The following is a 17,998-nucleotide window of genomic DNA, read 5'->3' as shown; positions in this document are numbered from 1 at the left end:
GGTGTGGCAATAGGGTGTCACATAGGTTACCTGTGAAGACGTGGCCCCGTTTGGTCAACGGGGCTTTTTTAGTTCGGGTAGATAAATATGATTATTCCACGCGGATGCCGTGGCGGTTTGCTTCGCACTCGTTGCAATAGGTTTTGCCATCGCAGCCCGTCACCCCTGGGCAATCCGTGGTGCATCCTTGGTTTTTGGATGCATCATACAATGCTTGGTCAAAGCAATCTTTCTTACAGGAGATGATCGTAAGACCTAAGATGAATGAGGTGATGATCAGCGGTAGGAAATAAGAATTTTTCATGGTATCGTATGCAAAATGGTTTGGATAACGGATGGTCGGCATCATTTATTGCAGATCATCATGAACAATAACTCATGCTTGATTTTTCAGACTTCAGTTACGTTCAAATCCTCCCCAACTTCTCCAATATCCTCCGCACCTCATCAGGCGGCAGTCGTAGCAACAGCGCATTCAGGTCAACGGCAGGCTCCTTCCGTAGCGCGTTCAGAGGATGCTCCTCCGAGCCCTCCCAGTCGTAAAGGTCGTTCGGCAGGCACATAAAGGCGTTGCACAGCCGTGTAAGCATGCTCATCTTCACCGCCTTCCTCTCAGGGTCAAGCAGCTTCCGTGCTTCCGATTCCGTAAAGCCCTTCATTTGCAGAAACTTCACCTCCGAGCGCGCCTGCCGCTGCTCCACCATCCGCTTCACGTTCAAAAAGAGTCTTCCTTCGGGCATCGGCTCATCCGTTCGGGGTTCAATGCTCAACTTCTCAACCTCTGCCAAAAGCAACTCCACCTTTTCCTGGCTCAACTCACCAAGTGACGAGGCAGCTGGGACGCTCGAAACCATATTCAGCCCAAGCAGATGACTTTCCCGGTCGCCATGCCACCGGAACAGGTCGTTCGGAGTGCACACGAACGCCTCGCACAGCCGCTGTAGCGTCCTGTCCCGTATCAATTGCGCAGTTGTCGGCTTCGAAAGCGTCCGCGTCTGTTTTTCCGAAAACCCCTTTCCGCGCAGAAACACCGCCACGCTTTTCAGCCCCGTCTGTCGGGCAATTGATGCAAGGTCCAGTCTCAACATGGCCATCTTGGTTTAAATAAACACGCGCTTCCAGACAGGAAACAGCCGCTATCCGCTACGCAATGGATGCTTTCGGAGAATCAAGGGCGGCTTTTCTCTTCCCAAAGGCTGCTCTTCCATAAACTTTGGATGTTCCTTGTTTATTGTGGGCGTCTTTCCTGTTTTCAAAGACAGCGTATCGTTAAGAAAGGGCGGTTTGGCGTTTATCAAAGGCACATTCTCGGCTCGCAAAGGCCGCTGTTCTCAAAACAACAGGCAATAAAAAATCCCCGACCAGCATTGGTCGGGGATTTTCAATATCATCAGTAGAGACGCATAGCATGCGCCTCAGCACTTATTCGGTCTTTCCTCCTTCAGCTCCTTCTTCCACAACTTCCATAACCTCTTCCTCGATCACGTTTCCGTTCTCATCAGTTACGGTTTCAGTAGTGGTGGTTGTAGTTACCTCAGTACCATCTTCGGTAGTAGTGGTCTCTACAACAGTTTCAACAACAGCGGCATTGGCCATGGCTGTATCATCAGCAGCAGGAAGATCCAACGCGATAGATGGAGCGATCACCAACGCAACCACACTCATCAACTTCAGAAGGATGTTCAATGAAGGACCGGAAGTGTCTTTGAATGGGTCACCAACCGTATCACCGACAACGGCAGCCTTGTGTGGCTCAGAACCTTTGTAGTACCTCTCTCCGTTGATGTCAACACCTTCTTCAAACATCTTCTTGGCGTTGTCCCAAGCACCACCGGCATTCGATTGGAAGATGGCCATCAATACACCCGCAGAAGTTACACCTGCAAGAAGACCTCCAAGCATTTCAGGACCACCTGCAAAGCCAACAACCACAGGAACGATCACCGCCATCAGACCCGGAACAACCATTTCCTTGATAGAAGCCTTTGTAGAGATCTCAACACATTTGTCATACTCAGCAACACCGTCAGCAGCTTCAAAGATCGCCTTGTCCTCAGCACTCCACTCGGTAGAATCTTTGCCTTCGTTACGCTTCAATACTTCAAGCGCATCCTTCAATGCAGGAATATCAGCAAACTGACGTCTTACTTCCTCGATCATCGACATGGCAGCACGTCCAACCGCATTCATGCTCATGGCAGAGAACACGAATGGAAGCATCGCACCTACAAGAAGTCCGGCCATTACACGCGGCTCAGCAATATTGATCATGCTCACATTGGCCTGCTGCATGAATGCTGCAAACAAGGCAAGCGCGGTCAACGCAGCAGAACCAATGGCGAATCCTTTACCGATGGCGGCAGTTGTATTACCTACTGCATCCAATTTATCTGTACGCTTACGTACTTCTTTCGGAAGTTCAGCCATTTCAGCAATACCACCAGCGTTGTCAGAGATAGGACCGTAAGCATCCACCGCCAACTGAATACCCGTATTTGCAAGCATACCTACCGCAGCAATGGCAATACCGTACAATCCTGCAAAGTGAAATGCAATAAGAATAGCAGCAGCGATCAAAAGAACAGGAATCGCAGTACTCATCATACCTACTCCCAAACCAGCAATGATGTTGGTTGCAGAACCTGTCAGAGACTGACGGACAATAGAGGTTACAGGAGGCGTATCTGTACCTGTGTAGTACTCGGTGATCTTACCGATGCCCAAACCTGCGATCAGGCCGGCCAATGTTGCGAAGAACACACCGTTGGCAGTAAAGGTCTTGTCTCCAATGATCCAGCTTTCTGGAAGGAACGCCACGATGATGAAGTAAGAAGCAACAACCATAACCCCGGCAGAACCGAATTCACCGATGTTCAAAGCGGTGTGAGGGCTGCCGCCTTCTTTTACTTTCACGAAGAAGGTACCAACGATAGACATGACGATACCGGCTGCAGCCAACACCAATGGAAGCAATACAGCTCCCAAACCATCAAACTGTGAAGCAAATTCTGGAAGCGTAACGAAAGCCGCGCCCAAAACCATGGTACCGATAATGGAACCAACATAAGACTCGAAAAGGTCAGCACCCATACCTGCCACGTCACCAACGTTGTCACCAACGTTATCTGCAATGGTAGCTGGGTTCAGTGGGTGATCCTCAGGAATACCGGCCTCAACCTTTCCTACAAGGTCAGCACCAACGTCAGCAGCTTTCGTATAGATACCACCACCAACACGTGCAAAAAGCGCGATAGAAGAAGCTCCCAAAGAGAAGCCTGCCAACACGTTCAGCACTTTCGTGATGTCCCAATCAGCACCGATAACTTCAGAATAGAGAAGGAAAAGGCTGCTCAGACCGAGAACACCCAAGCCTACAACACCCATTCCCATAACCGAACCACCACCGAAGGCAACTTCAAGTGCCTTTCCAAGCGAAGTTTGTGCAGCATTGGTTGTACGGACGTTTGCCTTTGTGGCCACTTTCATACCCAAGTAACCCGCAAGGGCAGAGCAGATCGCACCAACAACAAACGAAAGCGCCACAAGTGGGCTCGATTCAGCCTCACCAGCGCCTTTAAAAGCAAGAAGGCCAGCTACCGCCACTACGAAAATTGCAAGGATCTTGTATTCAGCGCTCAAGAACGCCATAGCACCTTTCGAGATGTTATCAGCGATACGCGCCATCTTGTCGTTACCGACAGGTTGCTTGCTTACCCAAGCACTTTTCCATGCAACATAAAGGAGCGAAAGCACTCCGAACAATGGAAGGATGTAAATGATCTTGTCCATGATTAGATATTGGTTGTCTTAGTTGTTTTTAACCTCTTTTTTGAAGCGCGCAAAGGTATGAGAAACATCATTTAATGCAAACCTCATTCTCGTTAAGCAAAAGTGAAGCTATTTGTTTGAGAATGAACAGGGTAGAGGTCTGGTTATTTGGGCGTTCCTCCGCACATAACCGCTTTGGCGTTATGTGCGGGGTCGGGTCTTCCGCTATATCTTTTTTCAGAACGGGCGCTGAGCTGTCATCCTGAAAGACTTGCCCTGAGCCTGTCGCAGGGTCGAAGGACGAAGCGCGAGTGATTGAAAAAAGGATGCCGCTTCAGCCCCTAACGCACGCTACCTTACACTTTCTTTTGATTCCCCGAGGTACGAGGGGTCTAAAATCGTGTTAAGGAGGCGCTTCCTTCGTCAGCGAAACAATTCTGTCTCCAGTGGCTATTCTTCCTTTCGGATTTCGAGTTTTCCGTTACTGAACGTAAAGCACACCCTTCACAGCCTCCACAACCCTTCCAACATTCGGAAGCCATTCTTCCACAAGCGTAGGAGCGTAGGCAAGCGGTGTGTCCTGGCACGTCACGCGTTTCACAGGCGCATCCATGTAGTCAAAAGCATCTTTCTGCACGTTATAGGTCAGTTCGGATGAAATGGAGGCCAGCGGCCACGCTTCTTCCACCACCACCATGCGGTTCGTCTTCTTTACAGATTCCACAACGGTAGCATAGTCAATGGGTCTTACTGTGCGCAGATCGATCACTTCCGCTTCAATTCCTTCTTTCGCCAATTCCTCGGCTGCGGCCAGTGTCACTTTCATGATTTTCCCGAAGGAAACGATGGTCACATCCTTTCCCTTGCGTTTTACATCCGCTTTTCCGATCGGAATGAGGTATTCGCCTTCGGGAATCATTCCCTTGTCGCCATACATCTGCTCGCTTTCCATAAAGATCACAGGGTCATTGTCGCGGATTGCTGATTTCAGCAGCCCTTTCGCATCCGCAGGGTTGGAAGGAACCACTACTTTCAACCCAGGACAGTTCGCATACCAGTTTTCAAACGCTTGCGAGTGCTGCGCTGCCAATTGCCCGGCAGAACCTGTCGGTCCGCGGAAAACGATAGGCACAGTGAACTGCCCACCGCTCATCTGGTGAATCTTCGCAGCCGAGTTGATCACCTGATCGATCGCAACCAGCGAAAAATTAAACGTCATGAACTCTACAATGGGGCGGAGTCCGTTCATCGCAGCACCGATGCCGATGCCAGCAAAACCAAGCTCCGCAATGGGTGTGTCAATCACCCGTTTCTCCCCGAATTCATCCAACATGCCTTGGCTCACCTTATACGCACCGTTGTATTCGGCCACTTCCTCTCCCATCAGAAACACGTTTTCGTCTCTTCGCATTTCCTCACTCATCGCTTCACATAGCGCTTCTCTGAACTGTACTTCTTTCATGGTTTCAAATATAAGGGTCTATGATTGCATCTTAGAAGGGTCTTGTCTGCTGTCAAAAATGTCGGTCACAAGGACGGTATCAGCTTTCTCGATGATACGATAGACAACCTTGAAGTGTCCGACAATGATGCGTCTATGCTCCATCTCAAGTTCTTCAAACATTGGTTCAAGCTGACCGATGAATGGACTGTCGGCAAGTTCATATGTTGAACGAATTACCTTTCTGCCGATTTCCAGACAAAGACTTTCAGGATGTCTTTTACGCATGAATTCCAGCCCACGCTCCAGATTTGTAAGCGCGGTTTCGGTGATGACCACCTTCACTTCTTCAGTCGTTTGGTCAGTTCTTCCAGAGCTTCGTTTGGAGAATAAGTTCTTCCAGCCTCAAAGTCTTCTTCCGAGCGTTTAGCATATTCCATACGTTCTTCTCGAAAAGCACTGATTTTGGATTGACGTTCACGGTAATTCAGCAGGCTTTTGAAAGCCGAGATCAGATCAGGGTCGTCAACTTTGTCCAACTCTTCCTTTATCCAGGCAATATCCGTTTTGATGCTCATTGCGGTTAGAATGTTCTTTCAAAGATAGAGAACGGCTTCATCCTTTCTACAGATTATCCACGATCAATTTCGCAGCCTTTTCCGAAGCGCCACCACCGCCAAGTGCCGTCCAAAGGTTGTCGTAATCTTCCTGAAGTTGGGTTTTGGCCTTCTCATCGTTCAACAAACGGTTCAATTCCTTGGTCAGGTTTTCCTTATTCAGTTCCTGTTGTATCAACTCCTTCACCGCAGGTTTGTCCAGAATGAGATTGACCAGCGAGATGTAAGGCACCTTGATCAGACTTCGCGCAATGCGCACCGAAATGCCGCTCGCCTTGTAGCACACGACCTGCGGCACTTTCAAAAGACCCGTTTCCAAGGTGGCGGTTCCGCTTGCCACCAGCGCAACTTTCGCTCGCGAAAGCAGCTTGTACGTGCCATCCTCAAACACATCAACCTTGCCCAAATGGAAGCGTGATCTGTAAAACGCGGCCGTCCTTCCCGGTGCTTTGCCTATCATAAAATGATATTCAGGAAAGTGTTCCTGAAGTTTCAGCATCTCAGGTAGAATGTGTTTGATCTCCTGCTCGCGCGATCCTGGCAACAGCGCGATCACATTCTCCTTTCTGATGTCGGATCGTTGATTCCGTGCTTCTATTTCATCGATCAGCGGATGTCCAACAAAATCAACGTTCATCCCATGCTTCGCGAAGAATTCCTTTTCAAAGGGAAGGATCACCATCAGGCGGTCGATGTATTTCTTCATCTTCTTCACACGGTTCTCTTTCCAGGCCCAAACCTGTGGCGAGATATAATAGAAAACACGGATGCCCCGCTCCTTGGCCCATTTTGCCATACGCAGATTGAAACCTGGATAATCGATGAGAATGATGGCGTCAGGCCGATTTTCCGTCAGTACTTTCTTGCAAATGCGGAAATTCTCGCGCACCGTTCCAAGGTTCTGAACGATCTCCACGAAACCCATGAAACTCAGCTTGTCCAACGGACGCAGGATCTTCATGCCCTCCGCCTTCATCCGTTCGCCTCCAAAACCTTCAAACGTTGCGCTGGGCGCAAGCGTTCTAATTGCCCGAAGCAGATTAGCGCCATGCATATCGCCCGAAGCCTCACCCGCAATGACAAAAAGCTTCATGCAAGAAATTTTAGGTAAACGATGACAGCACCGTAGATGAAGGTGGCCAGAATAACGCCTCGTGCCGAAACATCCAGTTTCGCTCGATAAAAGGCAAAGAACGCAGCGAGATTTCCGAGAAGACCGATGGAAATAAGTCCTGGCAATTTCTCTCCGCGAAGCATCAGTTCGCTGAAATCCTCAAAACCCAGCTTCCCGAAATTGATCTGCCAGAAGATGAACATCACAATGATGGGAGCCACAAGCCCAATGATCAAGCCAAGTATGGTGTTGTCTTTATTCAAAGCCCTTATCTCTTATCACTTGTTTCTTGTCTCTTTACCCAAGGTCCCAATCATTCAAACGCGGCATGGCGTGGTGTGCCGTCAGGTCGAACTGCACGGGAACGGCAGAAACATATCCATTATTGAGTGCCCAAACATCCGTGTCCTCGCCCTTATCATAGTTGGCGAATGCGCCAGTGAGCCAATAGTATTTTCTGTTGTGCGGATCGGTGCGTTCGTCAAATTCCTCCTCCCATTTGGCATTGGCCTGTCGGCAGATCTTTACGCCTTTGATCTGTTCCAACGGAAGGTCGGGAATGTTCACGTTCAGTAGCGTTCCTGTTGGCATGCCGAAATGAAGCATGTTTTTCACAATGATCTTCACGAAGTGTTTTGAAGCCGTGAAATCGGCATCCAGCGCATAGTTCAAAAGTGAGAAACCAACAGACGGAATTCCCTCAATGGCACCTTCCATCGCGGCCGACATCGTTCCGCTGTAGATCACGTTGATGGAATGGTTTGCTCCGTGATTGATGCCTGAAATCACCAGATCGGGTTTTCGGTGAAGGATCTTGTCAATGGCGATCTTCACGCAGTCAACAGGCGTTCCGCTGCATTGGTAACCGAGGCTTTCGCCATGATATTCCACTTTGTCCAAGCGCAATGGTTTGTTCAACGTAATGGCGTGTCCCATTCCACTCTGCGGACTGTCGGGCGCAACCACAACCACTTCGGCAAGCTCTTGCGCGGCTTCTACCATCGCCTGAATACCGGGTGCCGTAATTCCATCATCGTTCACAGCAAGTATCAAAGGTCTCTTCTTCGGCATGTCGGTTTGTTTGAAGCAAATGTAAGGCCTTGATGCAGTTAGGGTTTGATGCGTCAAACCTTAACGGAAACACAACGGCCCCGCACTTGGTCTAAGTGCAGGGCCGTTCAAGTCCCCCTTTGGGGGATTTAGGGGGTCGTTATCCCACTTTGATCTCCTTGAGTTTCTTCACCTCCTGATCCACTTTCGGAAGGTCGATCTTCAGAATGCCGTCCACATACTTGGCATCGATCTTCTCTACGTTCACCATTCCGTTCAGGTTGAAGCTACGCTTGAAGTTTCCACTTCTGAACTCACGTTTCACGTAGTTCTCTTTCTTGTCTTCATTTTCGACCTTCACTTCTCCAGTAATGGTCAAGGTGTCGTCCTCAACAGCAACTTTAATGTCATCGCGGCTGTAGCCTGGGGCAGAAAGCTCTACATGGTAGCGATCGTCCAATTCTTTGATGTTGGCTGCTGGAACCCACTCAGAGACTTCCTGTGGTTGCCAGTCCTTCCAGAATTCATCGAAGATGGAAGGAAAAACGTTGTTTGGTTTTCTAACTTTTACGAGTGTCATGACTTATGTTTTTATGGTTAATAATCAATCCGTTTGATTCCCGACCCTTCGAAATCTGTGCCATCGGCTCAGAGGTTTGAAATGAGTGTCAATATGACCGAATTGATTGTTTTCGGCTGTCAATATTTCCGAATCGTTCAGAATATTTAACAGATACTGTCGCAAACTTATCGCATCAACGGTTGTTCTTTCAGTTGATGGCTATTGGTACGTCAATTGACATCCAAATGGAAATTCACTTAAAGGAAAAGACAGATGATTTTTAGTCCAGTTTTATTGCTGATAATGGTTGTGTTTGGCGTTATCGGCTTTGCGGTAAGCAGCAGGTTGAAGACCGTTTTCAATCAATATTCCAAGATGCCTCTGAGTTCTGGAATGTCTGGAGCGCAGGTGGCTGCCAAGATGTTGGCCGACAATGGTATTTATGATGTAACGGTGGAAAGCGTTGCAGGCCAGCTCACCGACCATTACAATCCTGCGAACAAAACCGTGAATCTCAGCCAAGAGGTTTACAATGGTCGGAATGTATCGGCTGCTGCAGTGGCAGCACACGAATGTGGCCACGCAGTGCAACATGCCAAAAGTTATCCGTGGTTGCAGATGAGGTCTTCGCTGGTGCCGATCGTCAACTTCAGTACCAGAGCGTTGAACTTCGTTTACATTGCCATGATCTTCTTGGCGTTCACGGCCAACCTGTTCAATCAGATGCTGTTGACCATCATTGTGCTGCAATCGGCCATTACGCTTTTCACACTCATCACCCTTCCTGTGGAAATGGACGCGAGTAACCGCGCGCTGGTTTGGCTTGATAGAAGTGGATTGACCTCTGGAGAGGAACATGAAGGAGCGAAAACAGCACTCAAATGGGCGGGTAGAACATATATCGTAGCGGCCTTGGCTTCGCTGACCACGTTGCTGTATTACATTCTGCGGTACATGGGAAATAATAGGAGTTGATTGGTCTGATCAGAAAATCTTCTCAGGATTCAGGATCCCGTTCGGGTCAAAGACCTTTTTGATGCCACGCATCAGATCGAGGTTCTTTTCGGCCATGGCCAAATGCATGTAAGGCCGTTTGGCAATACCGATGCCGTGTTCGCCAGATAGCGTTCCGCCCAGTTCGATCACCGCTTTGAAGATGTCGGCAATGCCTTCGTTCACTTCTTTGTTCCAGTAGGCATCATCAATTTCCTCCTTCATAATGTTCACATGGAGGTTGCCATCTCCCACATGGCCGAAGCACACTGAGTTGAAACCGTACTGTTTGCCAATTCTTTTGATCGCTGTTATCAAAGCAGGCAGATTCCCGCGAGGAACAACCACATCTTCGGCTTTGGTGAGCGTGTATGAGTTGACGGCAGGCGAAACGTTTCTGCGCAATCGCCAAAGCCCTTCTTTTTCTTCTGCGCTCTGCGCGAAATAGACCTCGCCCGTTTCGTAGTTCTCCAATACTTCCACGATCTTCTCCGCATCGCGCATCAAAACCTCATCGTCATTCCCGTCCAGTTCAATGATCAGATGGGCGTTAATGTTGTCTGGCAGGTCGATGGAAACGGGTGCGCTGAGCACTTCATCCACGTATTTCATGGTCAGAACAATGGCATCACGCTCCACGAACTCCATTCCCGAAGGCGTAATTCCAGCCATGTAAATGCCCGAAATGGCCCGGCAAGCTTCCTCTGCAGTTGTGAACGGAACCAGCAGCGTCACATCCTTTTTCGGATATGGCCGCAGTTTGAACACGATTTTCGTAATGATGCCGAGCGTTCCTTCGCTTCCGCACATCAGTTGCGTGAGGTTGTAGCCCGTGGAATTCTTCAGAACGTTGGCTGCCGTCCAAATGAGCTCGCCTGTTGGCAATGCCACTTGCATGTTTAGAACGTAATCGCGTGTAACGCCATATTTCACCGCTTTCGGTCCACCTGCATTTTCGCCCAAATTTCCACCCAAAAAGCAACTTCCCTTACTACTTGGGTCTGGCGGATAGAACAGTCCTTTTTCTTTTACCGCATTCTGAAAAACCTCTGTGATCACTCCCGGCTCTACGGTGGCCTGTAGGTTCAATTCGTCAATATCCAAAATCTGATTGAAGCGTTTCATAGCGACAACCACGCCTCCTTTTATCGGTAGCGCGCCTCCGCTCAACCCCGTTCCGCCACCGCGTGGCGTTACGGGAATCACATGCTCGTTGCAGAGTTTCAGCATGGCAGCAACTTCTTCGGCTTTGCCAGGCATGACCACCACCTGTGGCATAAAAACGTGGTCTTCGGTCTTGTCGGAAGCGTGCTCGGTCAGCGTCTCTTCATCCACGTGGAAATTGGCTTCTCCAACAATGGTTTTCAGTGCGTTTATAACCTCAGCGGTGATCTGTCCGTAAGCCATGCAATTTTTAGTTTTGATCGAGTTAACGCAAAAGTAACCTACAAATGGAGCGACCTCTACGAAGGACAAGCATAGTTTTTCTCATCATTTTCAACACGCTGGCAGTTTTCGCGCAGCAGGAAATTACGCTCGAAGACATCTGGAAAACGGGCAAATTCCGAACAGAAGGTGTGTACGGAATCCGTTCGTTGAACGATGGAAAGCACTACACGACACTTCAGAACAGCAACGTGATCAAGTACAGTTACGAAAGTGGCGATTCTGTGGACGCGATCGTTCTGGCATCTGACCTGAAGTTTGATGGTGGGATGGTGACGATCGATGAATACGATTTCAATAAAAGCGAAACCAAACTGCTGTTGGCAACGGAGGAAGATCCTGTTTACCGCCATTCATCCAGCTACAAATATTATGCCTACGACCGAACGGATAAGAAGCTGCGCGAAGTAGCAGGAGGGAAGCATGTGTTTCACGCTACGTTTTCGCCCGTTTCCAATCAGGTGGCGTACGTGAAAGACAACGACCTGTACGTGGAAGACCTCGACACGAAAAAGACCCAACGCATTACTTCCAACGGAAAGAAGAATGAGATCATCAATGGAATGAGCGATTGGGTGTATGAGGAGGAATTCGCGTTTACCAAAGCCTTTCAATGGTCGCCCGATGGGCGTTTTATCGCTTATTATGAGTTCAATGAAACGGAAGTGAAGGAGTTCTCGATGACGAAATATGAAGGGCAACTTTATCCTTCGGAAGAAAGATTCAAGTATCCGAAGGCTGGCGAGAAGAACTCGAAAGTGGCCATTTACATCTACCACGTGGACCGTGAATTGAACGTGAAAGTGGAGATTGGGGAGCGCGATGACATCTACATTCCACGTATCAAGTGGACGAATGACCCTTCGACACTTTCCATCCAACGGATGAACAGATTGCAAAACCGCTTGGAGCTGCTGTTTGCGGATGCTTTGAAAGGCAAAACGCGTGTGGTGCTGAGCGAGATATCCGACACTTACATTGACATTACGGATAACCTAACATTTTTGGATGGCGGACAGGAGTTCATCTGGAGCAGTGAGAAGGATGGTTACAATCATCTCTACCTCTACGATGTGGCGGGAAACGTCAAGGCGCAGCTGACTTCGGGCGAGTGGGACGTGACCGACTTCTACGGCATCGATGCCAAAGGCAAGAACTTCTATTATCAATCATCCGAAGAAGGCCCGACACAGCGACATGTGTACGCGGCTTCGCTCAATGGCAATTTCAAGCGGAAGCTTACACCGAACAAGGGACAGAATTACCCGAATTTCAGCAAGACGAATGAGTATTTCATCAACCAGCATTCAGATGCGAATACGCCTCCGTTCATTTCGCTCATCACCGACAAAGGCAAGCAACTTCGCGTGCTGAAAGACAATGCTTCGCTCAAAAAGATGCTGGCGGAAATGAACCTGCCGAAGAAGGAATTCTTCTCATTCACACCATCCCACGGAACCTCGCTCAACGCATGGATGATCAAGCCTGCGAACTTCGATCCGACACAGAAATATCCAGTCCTTGTTTTGATTTACGGAGGACCTGGAAGCAACACGGTGAATGATGCTTGGGGCTCCAAAACGCAGATGTGGGAACTGATGTTGGCACAGCAGGGATACATCATTGTTTCGGTGGATAATCGCGGAACGGGAAACCGAGGAAGGGATTTCAAGAATTGCACCTACAAGCAGCTCGGCAAACTGGAAGTGGAAGATTACATTGAAACCGCCAAATACCTCGGAACGCTTGGCTATGTGAACCCTGCCAGGATAGGAATGTACGGCTGGAGCTATGGCGGCTATATGAGTTCGCTGGCGTTGACCAAAGGTGCCGATTACTATTCGATGGCCATTGCCGTGGCACCTGTCACCAACTGGCGTTTTTACGATTCCATTTACACGGAACGCTACATGCGAACGCCTCAGGAAAACGCCAAAGGCTACGATGATAATTCACCTATCAATCATGTGGAAAAGATGAAAGGCGCGTATCTCTTGGTTCACGGAACGGGAGACGATAACGTGCATTTTCAGAACACCGTGGAAATGACCGAAGCGCTTATTGAGGCCAACAAGCAGTTCGAACTGTACATCTATCCCGACCGCAATCATGGCATTTACGGGAAGAATGCACGCTTGCATCTCTTCACCAAGATGACAGATTTCATTAAGAAGAATCTCTGAACGAATAGTCGCTATGTGGTTTAGGTTTGATGCGTCAAACCCTTTCCGACAAAATCTTACCTTCAACGCCTTTCAAACATTCGACCTATGACAGCAGCACAGCAAAAGCAATTGTTCGGACACCCTGCGGGACTGTTCATCCTCTTCTTCACCGAAATGTGGGAGCGGTTCAGTTACTACGGCATGCGGGCGTTGCTGGTGCTGTTTCTTGTCACAGGATTGGAAGATGGTGGTTGGGCCTGGGAGCGCGAAGATGCGCTGAAGCTTTATGCCATGTACACGGGTTTGGTGTACGTCACACCGATTTTTGGTGGGCTTTTGGCCGATAAATTGCTTGGTTTCCGCAAAGCGGTGATGCTTGGTGCGTTTCTGATGACGTGTGGTCATGCGTCCATGGCACTCGAAACCGAGTTCACATTCTATCTCGGATTGATATTACTGGTTCTTGGAAACGGGGCTTTCAAGCCCAACATTTCGTCTATTGTCGGAAATCTCTACCCGAAAAGCAGCGATAAGAAAGATGCCGCTTACACCATTTTTTACATGGGAATCAATGCAGGTGCATTCTTAGGAATTCTGCTTTGTGGATATATCGGGGAGAAGGTAGGTTGGAGCTTTGGTTTCGGATTGGCGGGTGTTTTCATGTTCCTCGGTATGTTGCAATTCTATTTTGCTCAGGGCATTTTCGGCAAGATCGGGCTGAGCCCGAAACAAGGTCAGGCGTTGGAAGTTTCGGTACAGAACAACCACATGGAACTGGATGAGGATGTGGAGGAGAATGTTCCTGCAAACGTGGAGCGCGACCGCCTTTTGGTGATCGGTATTCTGGCCTTCTTCACTATCTTTTTTTGGATGGCGTTTGAACAGGCAGGAGGTTCCATGACCATTTTCGCGAAGGATTACACCAATCGTGTATTGACAGGGGAGGCAGCAAATACGTTCCGTTGGTTCAACACGATTTTAACCATTGCGCCACTTGCCATAGTGACCTATGTTCTTATAACGTTGTTTAGACAAACGTTTAAACGCTATTGGCTTTCGAACACTTTTTTAGGATTGAGTTTTGTAATAATATGGTATGTAGCCATTATAATGTTGATGAGGGAATTCACCGCAGAGAGCAGCGAAGTTCCAGCATCATGGTTCGGAATCCTCAACTCGTTCTTCATCATCGCATTTGCGCCTATCTTCTCGAAAATGTGGGAGAACTGGTTCAATCCATCGGCTTCCGTCAAATTTGCGCTTGGCCTTATCCTTCTTGGACTGGGCTTTGGTGCACTTGCATTTGGAGCTGCCAGTATTCCGCAAGGTGCTGCAACAGCATCTGTAAGTATGGTCTGGCTCATTCTTGCCTATTTCCTGCACACCATGGGCGAATTGGCACTCTCGCCTGTTGGTCTTTCTTACGTGAGTAAACTCGCGCCAGCACGATTGGTAGGCTTGATGTTCGGAGTTTGGTTCGGTGCCACTGCCATTGCAAACTACTTGGCAGGTTGGACAGGAAGTTTGATCGATACGATCACCGAGATGTATTCCATGTCAACGTTCTTTCTGATCTACACGGCATTGCCAATCGGTGCGGGAGTTGTATTGGTACTTCTAACACCCATCATCAAAAGGAAAATGCACGGAATCCATTAACGGTGCAACTTTTATTTTGCCGCAACCGTATTTGATAAGCATATTTGATTGCAGGATGTCTGACCACGTCCTTCACCCCTATAAATCCGTAAGCGAATGGGAGACTTGAAATCACTAAGATTGGAGGCTACCAAGGAGACACCACAGGTCACTTTGGATGCCGAAGCGAACAGATTTGAGATAACGGGAAGATCCTTTCCATTGAATGCGAAAGGTTTCTATTTGCCCATTTTGGAATGGCTTGATTCGTATGCCGCTGCTCCGAATTCAAAGACAGAATTCACGTTCAGGTTGGAATACTTCAATACGCCATCCTCAAAATCAATTTCTGATATATTGAGGAAGTTGAAGGAGATAAAGGACGATGGAAATGATGTGACCGTGTTCTGGTTCTACGAAGAAGATGATATCGACATTCTTGATCTTGGGCATGTTTTCGCCCGAACGGTAGGGATGGATTTCGAGTTCAAAGAATACACGGACTAAGTACCAATGTTTGACAACAGGAAGGCCCGCTGAGCAATTTGTTCGGTGGGCTTTTTTTATTGCTTCGGAAGCAGATGTTCCAATCCGTTGGTCTTGATGACATGGGCTGTGGAAAGCATCATTCCCAATTTCCCTTTCGGGAAGCCTTGCGCGTACATCCACTCCAGATAATAAACAGGAATATCCAAGACGCGCCAATCCTTGTACTTGCCATACGGCATCTTGTACGTAAGCAATTCCTTCAGCACATTCGGGTCGGGCTGTTGCATCCTAAAACTGATCAACCGATTTTCTTGTCAACTCTAAACTAAAAAAGCCTGCGTTCGCAGGCTTTTTCGGGTGGATGATGGGACTTGAACCCACGACCCCTGGAACCACAATCCAGTGCTCTAACCAACTGAGCTACAACCACCGTTTGGGGCGGCAAAGATAATGTAACTGACAATTCCAACAACAGTTCCATTTTACATCTGTTTAACCTTATAAGATTCAAATTTTCCATAGGGCAATAAACTATATTTGAGAGATGGCAGGGAAGAAAGAAGCAACGGTATTGGTAGAAGGAATGACCTGTTCGAGCTGTGCAGCAGGAGTTAATCGCGCACTTACGAAAGGAGGATATTCTGATGTGAACGTGAATTACGCCACGGGCGAAGTTTACCTCACAGACGTAAAAGATATCGACCTGGATCACGTGGCGGAACTCGTGAAAAAAGCGGGCTACGAATATGTAGGCACGAAACGGAAAGAGAAGCAAGGTTTAGCCTCCATCGAGAAGAAATTCCTGTTTACGCTGCCGTTTACCATTCCGCTGCTGTTGCACATGATTCCGGGAATGCCGGATTTCCTTAGTGACCCGATAGTGCAATTGGGATTGAGTCTTCCCGTCATGTTGCTTGGCATGTATCACTTCGGAAAAAGTGGACTTGGATCTTTACGAAATGGCGTGCCGAACATGGATGTGCTCATTTTCATCGGTTCTACATCGGCATTTGCCTACAGCTTGGTCGGAACGCTGATGAACTGGGGAACGCCCGAAGCCGATAATTTCCTGTTCTTCGAAACTTCGGCCACCATCGTCACGCTGGTTCTGTTGGGTAACGTCATCGAGCATCGCTCTGTAAAACAGACCACAACGGCCATCACCGAACTCGGGAAATTGCAGGAAGGTTTGGCCGACAAAGTGGTGAAGCATGATGGACATGAACATGTGGAACGCGTTCCGTTCAATCAACTCAAAGTCGATGATCTTGTGATGGTGAAATCGGGGGACAGCATTCCGTCAGATGGCGTGTTGGTGAAAGGCGAGTTGCAGATTGACGAGAGCATGGTGACGGGCGAGAGTTTGCCTGTGAGCAAGGACGTGGATCAGATGGTGATCGGTGGAACGCTGGTTTCGGATGGAAACGGACTTGTGCGAATCACCACCGTTGGAAAGCTGACCGTACTTTCCAGCATCATCGAAATGGTGAAAAAGGCGCAGTTGGAAAAACCTTCCATTCAGCGCTTGGCGGATAAAGTGAGTGGCGTTTTCGTTCCGGTCGTGCTGGGCATTTCTCTTCTCACTTTTCTCATTTCACACTTCATATTTCACATTTCCCTACAGCAATCCATTATGCAATCCGTGGCGGTTCTGGTCATTTCCTGCCCGTGCGCCATGGGTCTGGCCACGCCAACTGCCGTAATGGTCGGTCTGGGTCGTGGTGCAAAAGACGGCATCCTTTTCAAAGGCGCTGAAAGCATCGAGAATCTCTCAAAAGTGAAAAAAGTGGTTTTCGATAAAACAGGAACACTCACTTCTGGCGATATCAAGATCGGTTCGCTCAACGTGCTGAATGGAACGGAAGAAGAGATGCAGAATGTGCTGTTCAGTGTCGAACAGTATTCCTCGCACCCGATTGCACGTGCGGTTGTAGCAGAACTTCAATCGAAAGCGAAGAAGATTGAGTTTGCATCTGTAGAAGAAGAGAAAGGAAAAGGCTTGACCGGCAAAGATGCTTCGGGCAATGAATGGAAGGTCGGTTCGTTCAAGATGCTTGATGGAAACATGGAGTGTACGGACAGCGACATCTACATGCTGAAAAATGGCGAATTGGTAGCAGAGGTTTCGCTGACGGACAGAGTTCGTGAAGATGCAAAAGGCCTCGTTTCTTACTTGAATTCGCAAGGCATTGAAACCATCATGGTCAGTGGCGACCGAAAACGCAAATGTGAGTTGGTGGCCGATGAACTTGGCATCAAAACCGTTTACGCGGAGCAATCGCCTGACGAGAAACTCAAACTCATTGAGCAATTCTCAGATGAAGTTCCTACCGCCATGGTAGGAGATGGCATCAACGATGCACCTGCGTTGACGCGCGCCACGGTTGGAATTTCGTTAAGCAACGCCACGCAAGTTGCCATTAATGCTGCAAGCGTGGTTGTGTTGGACAAAGGCGGAATCGGCAAACTCAAAGAGGCTTTCCAATTGGGAAATCATACGGTCAAAACCATCAAACAGAACCTGTTCTGGGCGTTCTGCTACAACACGTTGGCTATTCCAGTAGCGGCAATCGGTCTGCTCAGTCCCATGGTTGCAGCTTTCAGTATGGCCTTTTCGGATGTGGTCGTCATTGGTAATTCCATTCGTTTCAAGTTCAAATCAATTGATTGAAATGACATCTTTTGGCCACAGAAACACAGAAAGCACAGAGGTTT

General features: G+C 48.5%; 17 protein-coding genes and 1 tRNA gene. 5 read left to right on the top strand and 13 right to left on the bottom strand.

The window, feature by feature from the left end:
- Window positions 1-91: 91 nt before the first annotated feature.
- The 10 genes from GC178_13740 to GC178_13695 form a co-directional block, all read right to left on the bottom strand.
- Window positions 92-304 carry a kazal domain protein gene (locus tag GC178_13740; GenBank protein MBI1288628.1) on the bottom strand — a complete coding sequence of 71 codons (213 nt, stop codon included), beginning with the start codon at window positions 302-304 and terminating at the stop codon, window positions 92-94.
- 103 nt (window positions 305-407) lie between these two features.
- On the bottom strand, window positions 408-1,094 hold the full coding sequence (locus GC178_13735; protein MBI1288627.1) for a helix-turn-helix domain-containing protein: 687 nt from the start codon (window positions 1,092-1,094) through the stop codon (window positions 408-410).
- 328 nt (window positions 1,095-1,422) lie between these two features.
- A complete protein-coding gene (locus GC178_13730) occupies window positions 1,423-3,789 on the bottom strand; it encodes a sodium-translocating pyrophosphatase (protein ID MBI1288626.1) in 2,367 nt (788 codons plus the stop codon).
- Between the two features lie 460 nt (window positions 3,790-4,249).
- Window positions 4,250-5,230, bottom strand: coding sequence for a pyruvate dehydrogenase complex E1 component subunit beta (locus GC178_13725; protein ID MBI1288625.1), 981 nt, complete (start codon window positions 5,228-5,230; stop codon window positions 4,250-4,252).
- Between the two features lie 18 nt (window positions 5,231-5,248).
- Entirely contained in the window at window positions 5,249-5,554 is a 306-nt protein-coding gene (locus tag GC178_13720; GenBank protein ID MBI1288624.1) for a hypothetical protein, read from the bottom strand.
- Entirely contained in the window at window positions 5,551-5,787 is a 237-nt protein-coding gene (locus GC178_13715) for a hypothetical protein (protein MBI1288623.1), read from the bottom strand. The genes GC178_13720 and GC178_13715 overlap by 4 nt, the downstream gene beginning before the upstream one ends.
- Before the next feature lie 46 nt (window positions 5,788-5,833).
- Complete coding sequence (gene lpxB / locus GC178_13710; protein MBI1288622.1) at window positions 5,834-6,919, bottom strand: lipid-A-disaccharide synthase; 1,086 nt, start codon at window positions 6,917-6,919, stop codon at window positions 5,834-5,836.
- Entirely contained in the window at window positions 6,916-7,176 is a 261-nt protein-coding gene (locus tag GC178_13705; GenBank protein MBI1288621.1) for a hypothetical protein, read from the bottom strand. The genes lpxB and GC178_13705 overlap by 4 nt, the downstream gene beginning before the upstream one ends.
- 61 nt (window positions 7,177-7,237) lie before the next feature.
- Window positions 7,238-8,011 (bottom strand): 5'/3'-nucleotidase SurE, encoded by a 774-nt coding sequence (gene surE, locus GC178_13700; GenBank protein ID MBI1288620.1) that lies wholly within the window; start codon window positions 8,009-8,011, stop codon window positions 7,238-7,240.
- A gap of 139 nt (window positions 8,012-8,150) precedes the next feature.
- Window positions 8,151-8,570: an Hsp20 family protein gene (locus GC178_13695; protein MBI1288619.1), complete on the bottom strand. Its 420-nt coding sequence runs from the start codon at window positions 8,568-8,570 to the stop codon at window positions 8,151-8,153.
- A 255-nt stretch (window positions 8,571-8,825) separates the two neighbouring features.
- Here GC178_13695 and GC178_13690 point away from each other — a divergent pair, with 255 nt between their 5' ends.
- Complete coding sequence (locus GC178_13690; protein ID MBI1288618.1) at window positions 8,826-9,527, top strand: hypothetical protein; 702 nt, start codon at window positions 8,826-8,828, stop codon at window positions 9,525-9,527.
- A gap of 9 nt (window positions 9,528-9,536) precedes the next feature.
- Here GC178_13690 and GC178_13685 read toward each other — a convergent pair whose 3' ends face one another.
- Window positions 9,537-10,952 carry an FAD-binding protein gene (locus tag GC178_13685; protein ID MBI1288617.1) on the bottom strand — a complete coding sequence of 472 codons (1,416 nt, stop codon included), beginning with the start codon at window positions 10,950-10,952 and terminating at the stop codon, window positions 9,537-9,539.
- 44 nt (window positions 10,953-10,996) lie between these two features.
- Here GC178_13685 and GC178_13680 point away from each other — a divergent pair, with 44 nt between their 5' ends.
- From GC178_13680 to GC178_13670, 3 genes are all read left to right on the top strand, one after another.
- On the top strand, window positions 10,997-13,174 hold the full coding sequence (locus GC178_13680) for a prolyl oligopeptidase family serine peptidase (protein MBI1288616.1): 2,178 nt from the start codon (window positions 10,997-10,999) through the stop codon (window positions 13,172-13,174).
- A gap of 87 nt (window positions 13,175-13,261) precedes the next feature.
- Window positions 13,262-14,815 carry an MFS transporter gene (locus GC178_13675; protein ID MBI1288615.1) on the top strand — a complete coding sequence of 518 codons (1,554 nt, stop codon included), beginning with the start codon at window positions 13,262-13,264 and terminating at the stop codon, window positions 14,813-14,815.
- Window positions 14,816-14,911: 96 nt separating this feature from the next.
- A complete protein-coding gene (locus GC178_13670) occupies window positions 14,912-15,301 on the top strand; it encodes a DUF1987 domain-containing protein (protein MBI1288614.1) in 390 nt (129 codons plus the stop codon).
- A gap of 56 nt (window positions 15,302-15,357) precedes the next feature.
- On the opposite strand, the gene GC178_13665 is transcribed toward GC178_13670, so the two are convergent.
- Entirely contained in the window at window positions 15,358-15,570 is a 213-nt protein-coding gene (locus GC178_13665) for a hypothetical protein (protein MBI1288613.1), read from the bottom strand.
- A 69-nt stretch (window positions 15,571-15,639) separates the two neighbouring features.
- Window positions 15,640-15,713 (bottom strand) — tRNA-His (locus GC178_13660).
- Window positions 15,714-15,827: 114 nt separating this feature from the next.
- On the opposite strand from GC178_13660, the gene cadA reads away from it, so the two are divergent.
- Complete coding sequence (gene cadA, locus GC178_13655) at window positions 15,828-17,954, top strand: cadmium-translocating P-type ATPase (protein MBI1288612.1); 2,127 nt, start codon at window positions 15,828-15,830, stop codon at window positions 17,952-17,954.
- The last annotated feature ends 44 nt before the right edge of the window (window positions 17,955-17,998 follow it).

Source organism: Flavobacteriales bacterium (genome assembly GCA_016124845.1).
In the GTDB taxonomy this organism is placed as follows: Bacteria; Bacteroidota; Bacteroidia; order UBA10329; family UBA10329; genus UBA10329.
The sequence above is the reverse complement of the archived record's forward strand: the minus strand, read 5'-3'. Positions and strand labels throughout refer to the sequence as shown.

Coding starts and splice junctions, on each gene's coding strand:
- GC178_13670 (MBI1288614.1), top strand. CDS start 14,912: ATGGGAGACTTGAAATCACTAAGATTGGAGGCTACCAAGGAGACACCA.
- GC178_13740 (MBI1288628.1), bottom strand. CDS start 304: ATGAAAAATTCTTATTTCCTACCGCTGATCATCACCTCATTCATCTTA.
- cadA (MBI1288612.1), top strand. CDS start 15,828: ATGGCAGGGAAGAAAGAAGCAACGGTATTGGTAGAAGGAATGACCTGT.
- GC178_13715 (MBI1288623.1), bottom strand. CDS start 5,787: ATGAGCATCAAAACGGATATTGCCTGGATAAAGGAAGAGTTGGACAAA.
- GC178_13665 (MBI1288613.1), bottom strand. CDS start 15,570: ATGCAACAGCCCGACCCGAATGTGCTGAAGGAATTGCTTACGTACAAG.
- GC178_13695 (MBI1288619.1), bottom strand. CDS start 8,570: ATGACACTCGTAAAAGTTAGAAAACCAAACAACGTTTTTCCTTCCATC.
- GC178_13690 (MBI1288618.1), top strand. CDS start 8,826: ATGATTTTTAGTCCAGTTTTATTGCTGATAATGGTTGTGTTTGGCGTT.
- GC178_13725 (MBI1288625.1), bottom strand. CDS start 5,230: ATGAAAGAAGTACAGTTCAGAGAAGCGCTATGTGAAGCGATGAGTGAG.
- GC178_13685 (MBI1288617.1), bottom strand. CDS start 10,952: ATGGCTTACGGACAGATCACCGCTGAGGTTATAAACGCACTGAAAACC.
- GC178_13675 (MBI1288615.1), top strand. CDS start 13,262: ATGACAGCAGCACAGCAAAAGCAATTGTTCGGACACCCTGCGGGACTG.
- surE (MBI1288620.1), bottom strand. CDS start 8,011: ATGCCGAAGAAGAGACCTTTGATACTTGCTGTGAACGATGATGGAATT.
- lpxB (MBI1288622.1), bottom strand. CDS start 6,919: ATGAAGCTTTTTGTCATTGCGGGTGAGGCTTCGGGCGATATGCATGGC.
- GC178_13680 (MBI1288616.1), top strand. CDS start 10,997: ATGGAGCGACCTCTACGAAGGACAAGCATAGTTTTTCTCATCATTTTC.
- GC178_13735 (MBI1288627.1), bottom strand. CDS start 1,094: ATGGCCATGTTGAGACTGGACCTTGCATCAATTGCCCGACAGACGGGG.
- GC178_13730 (MBI1288626.1), bottom strand. CDS start 3,789: ATGGACAAGATCATTTACATCCTTCCATTGTTCGGAGTGCTTTCGCTC.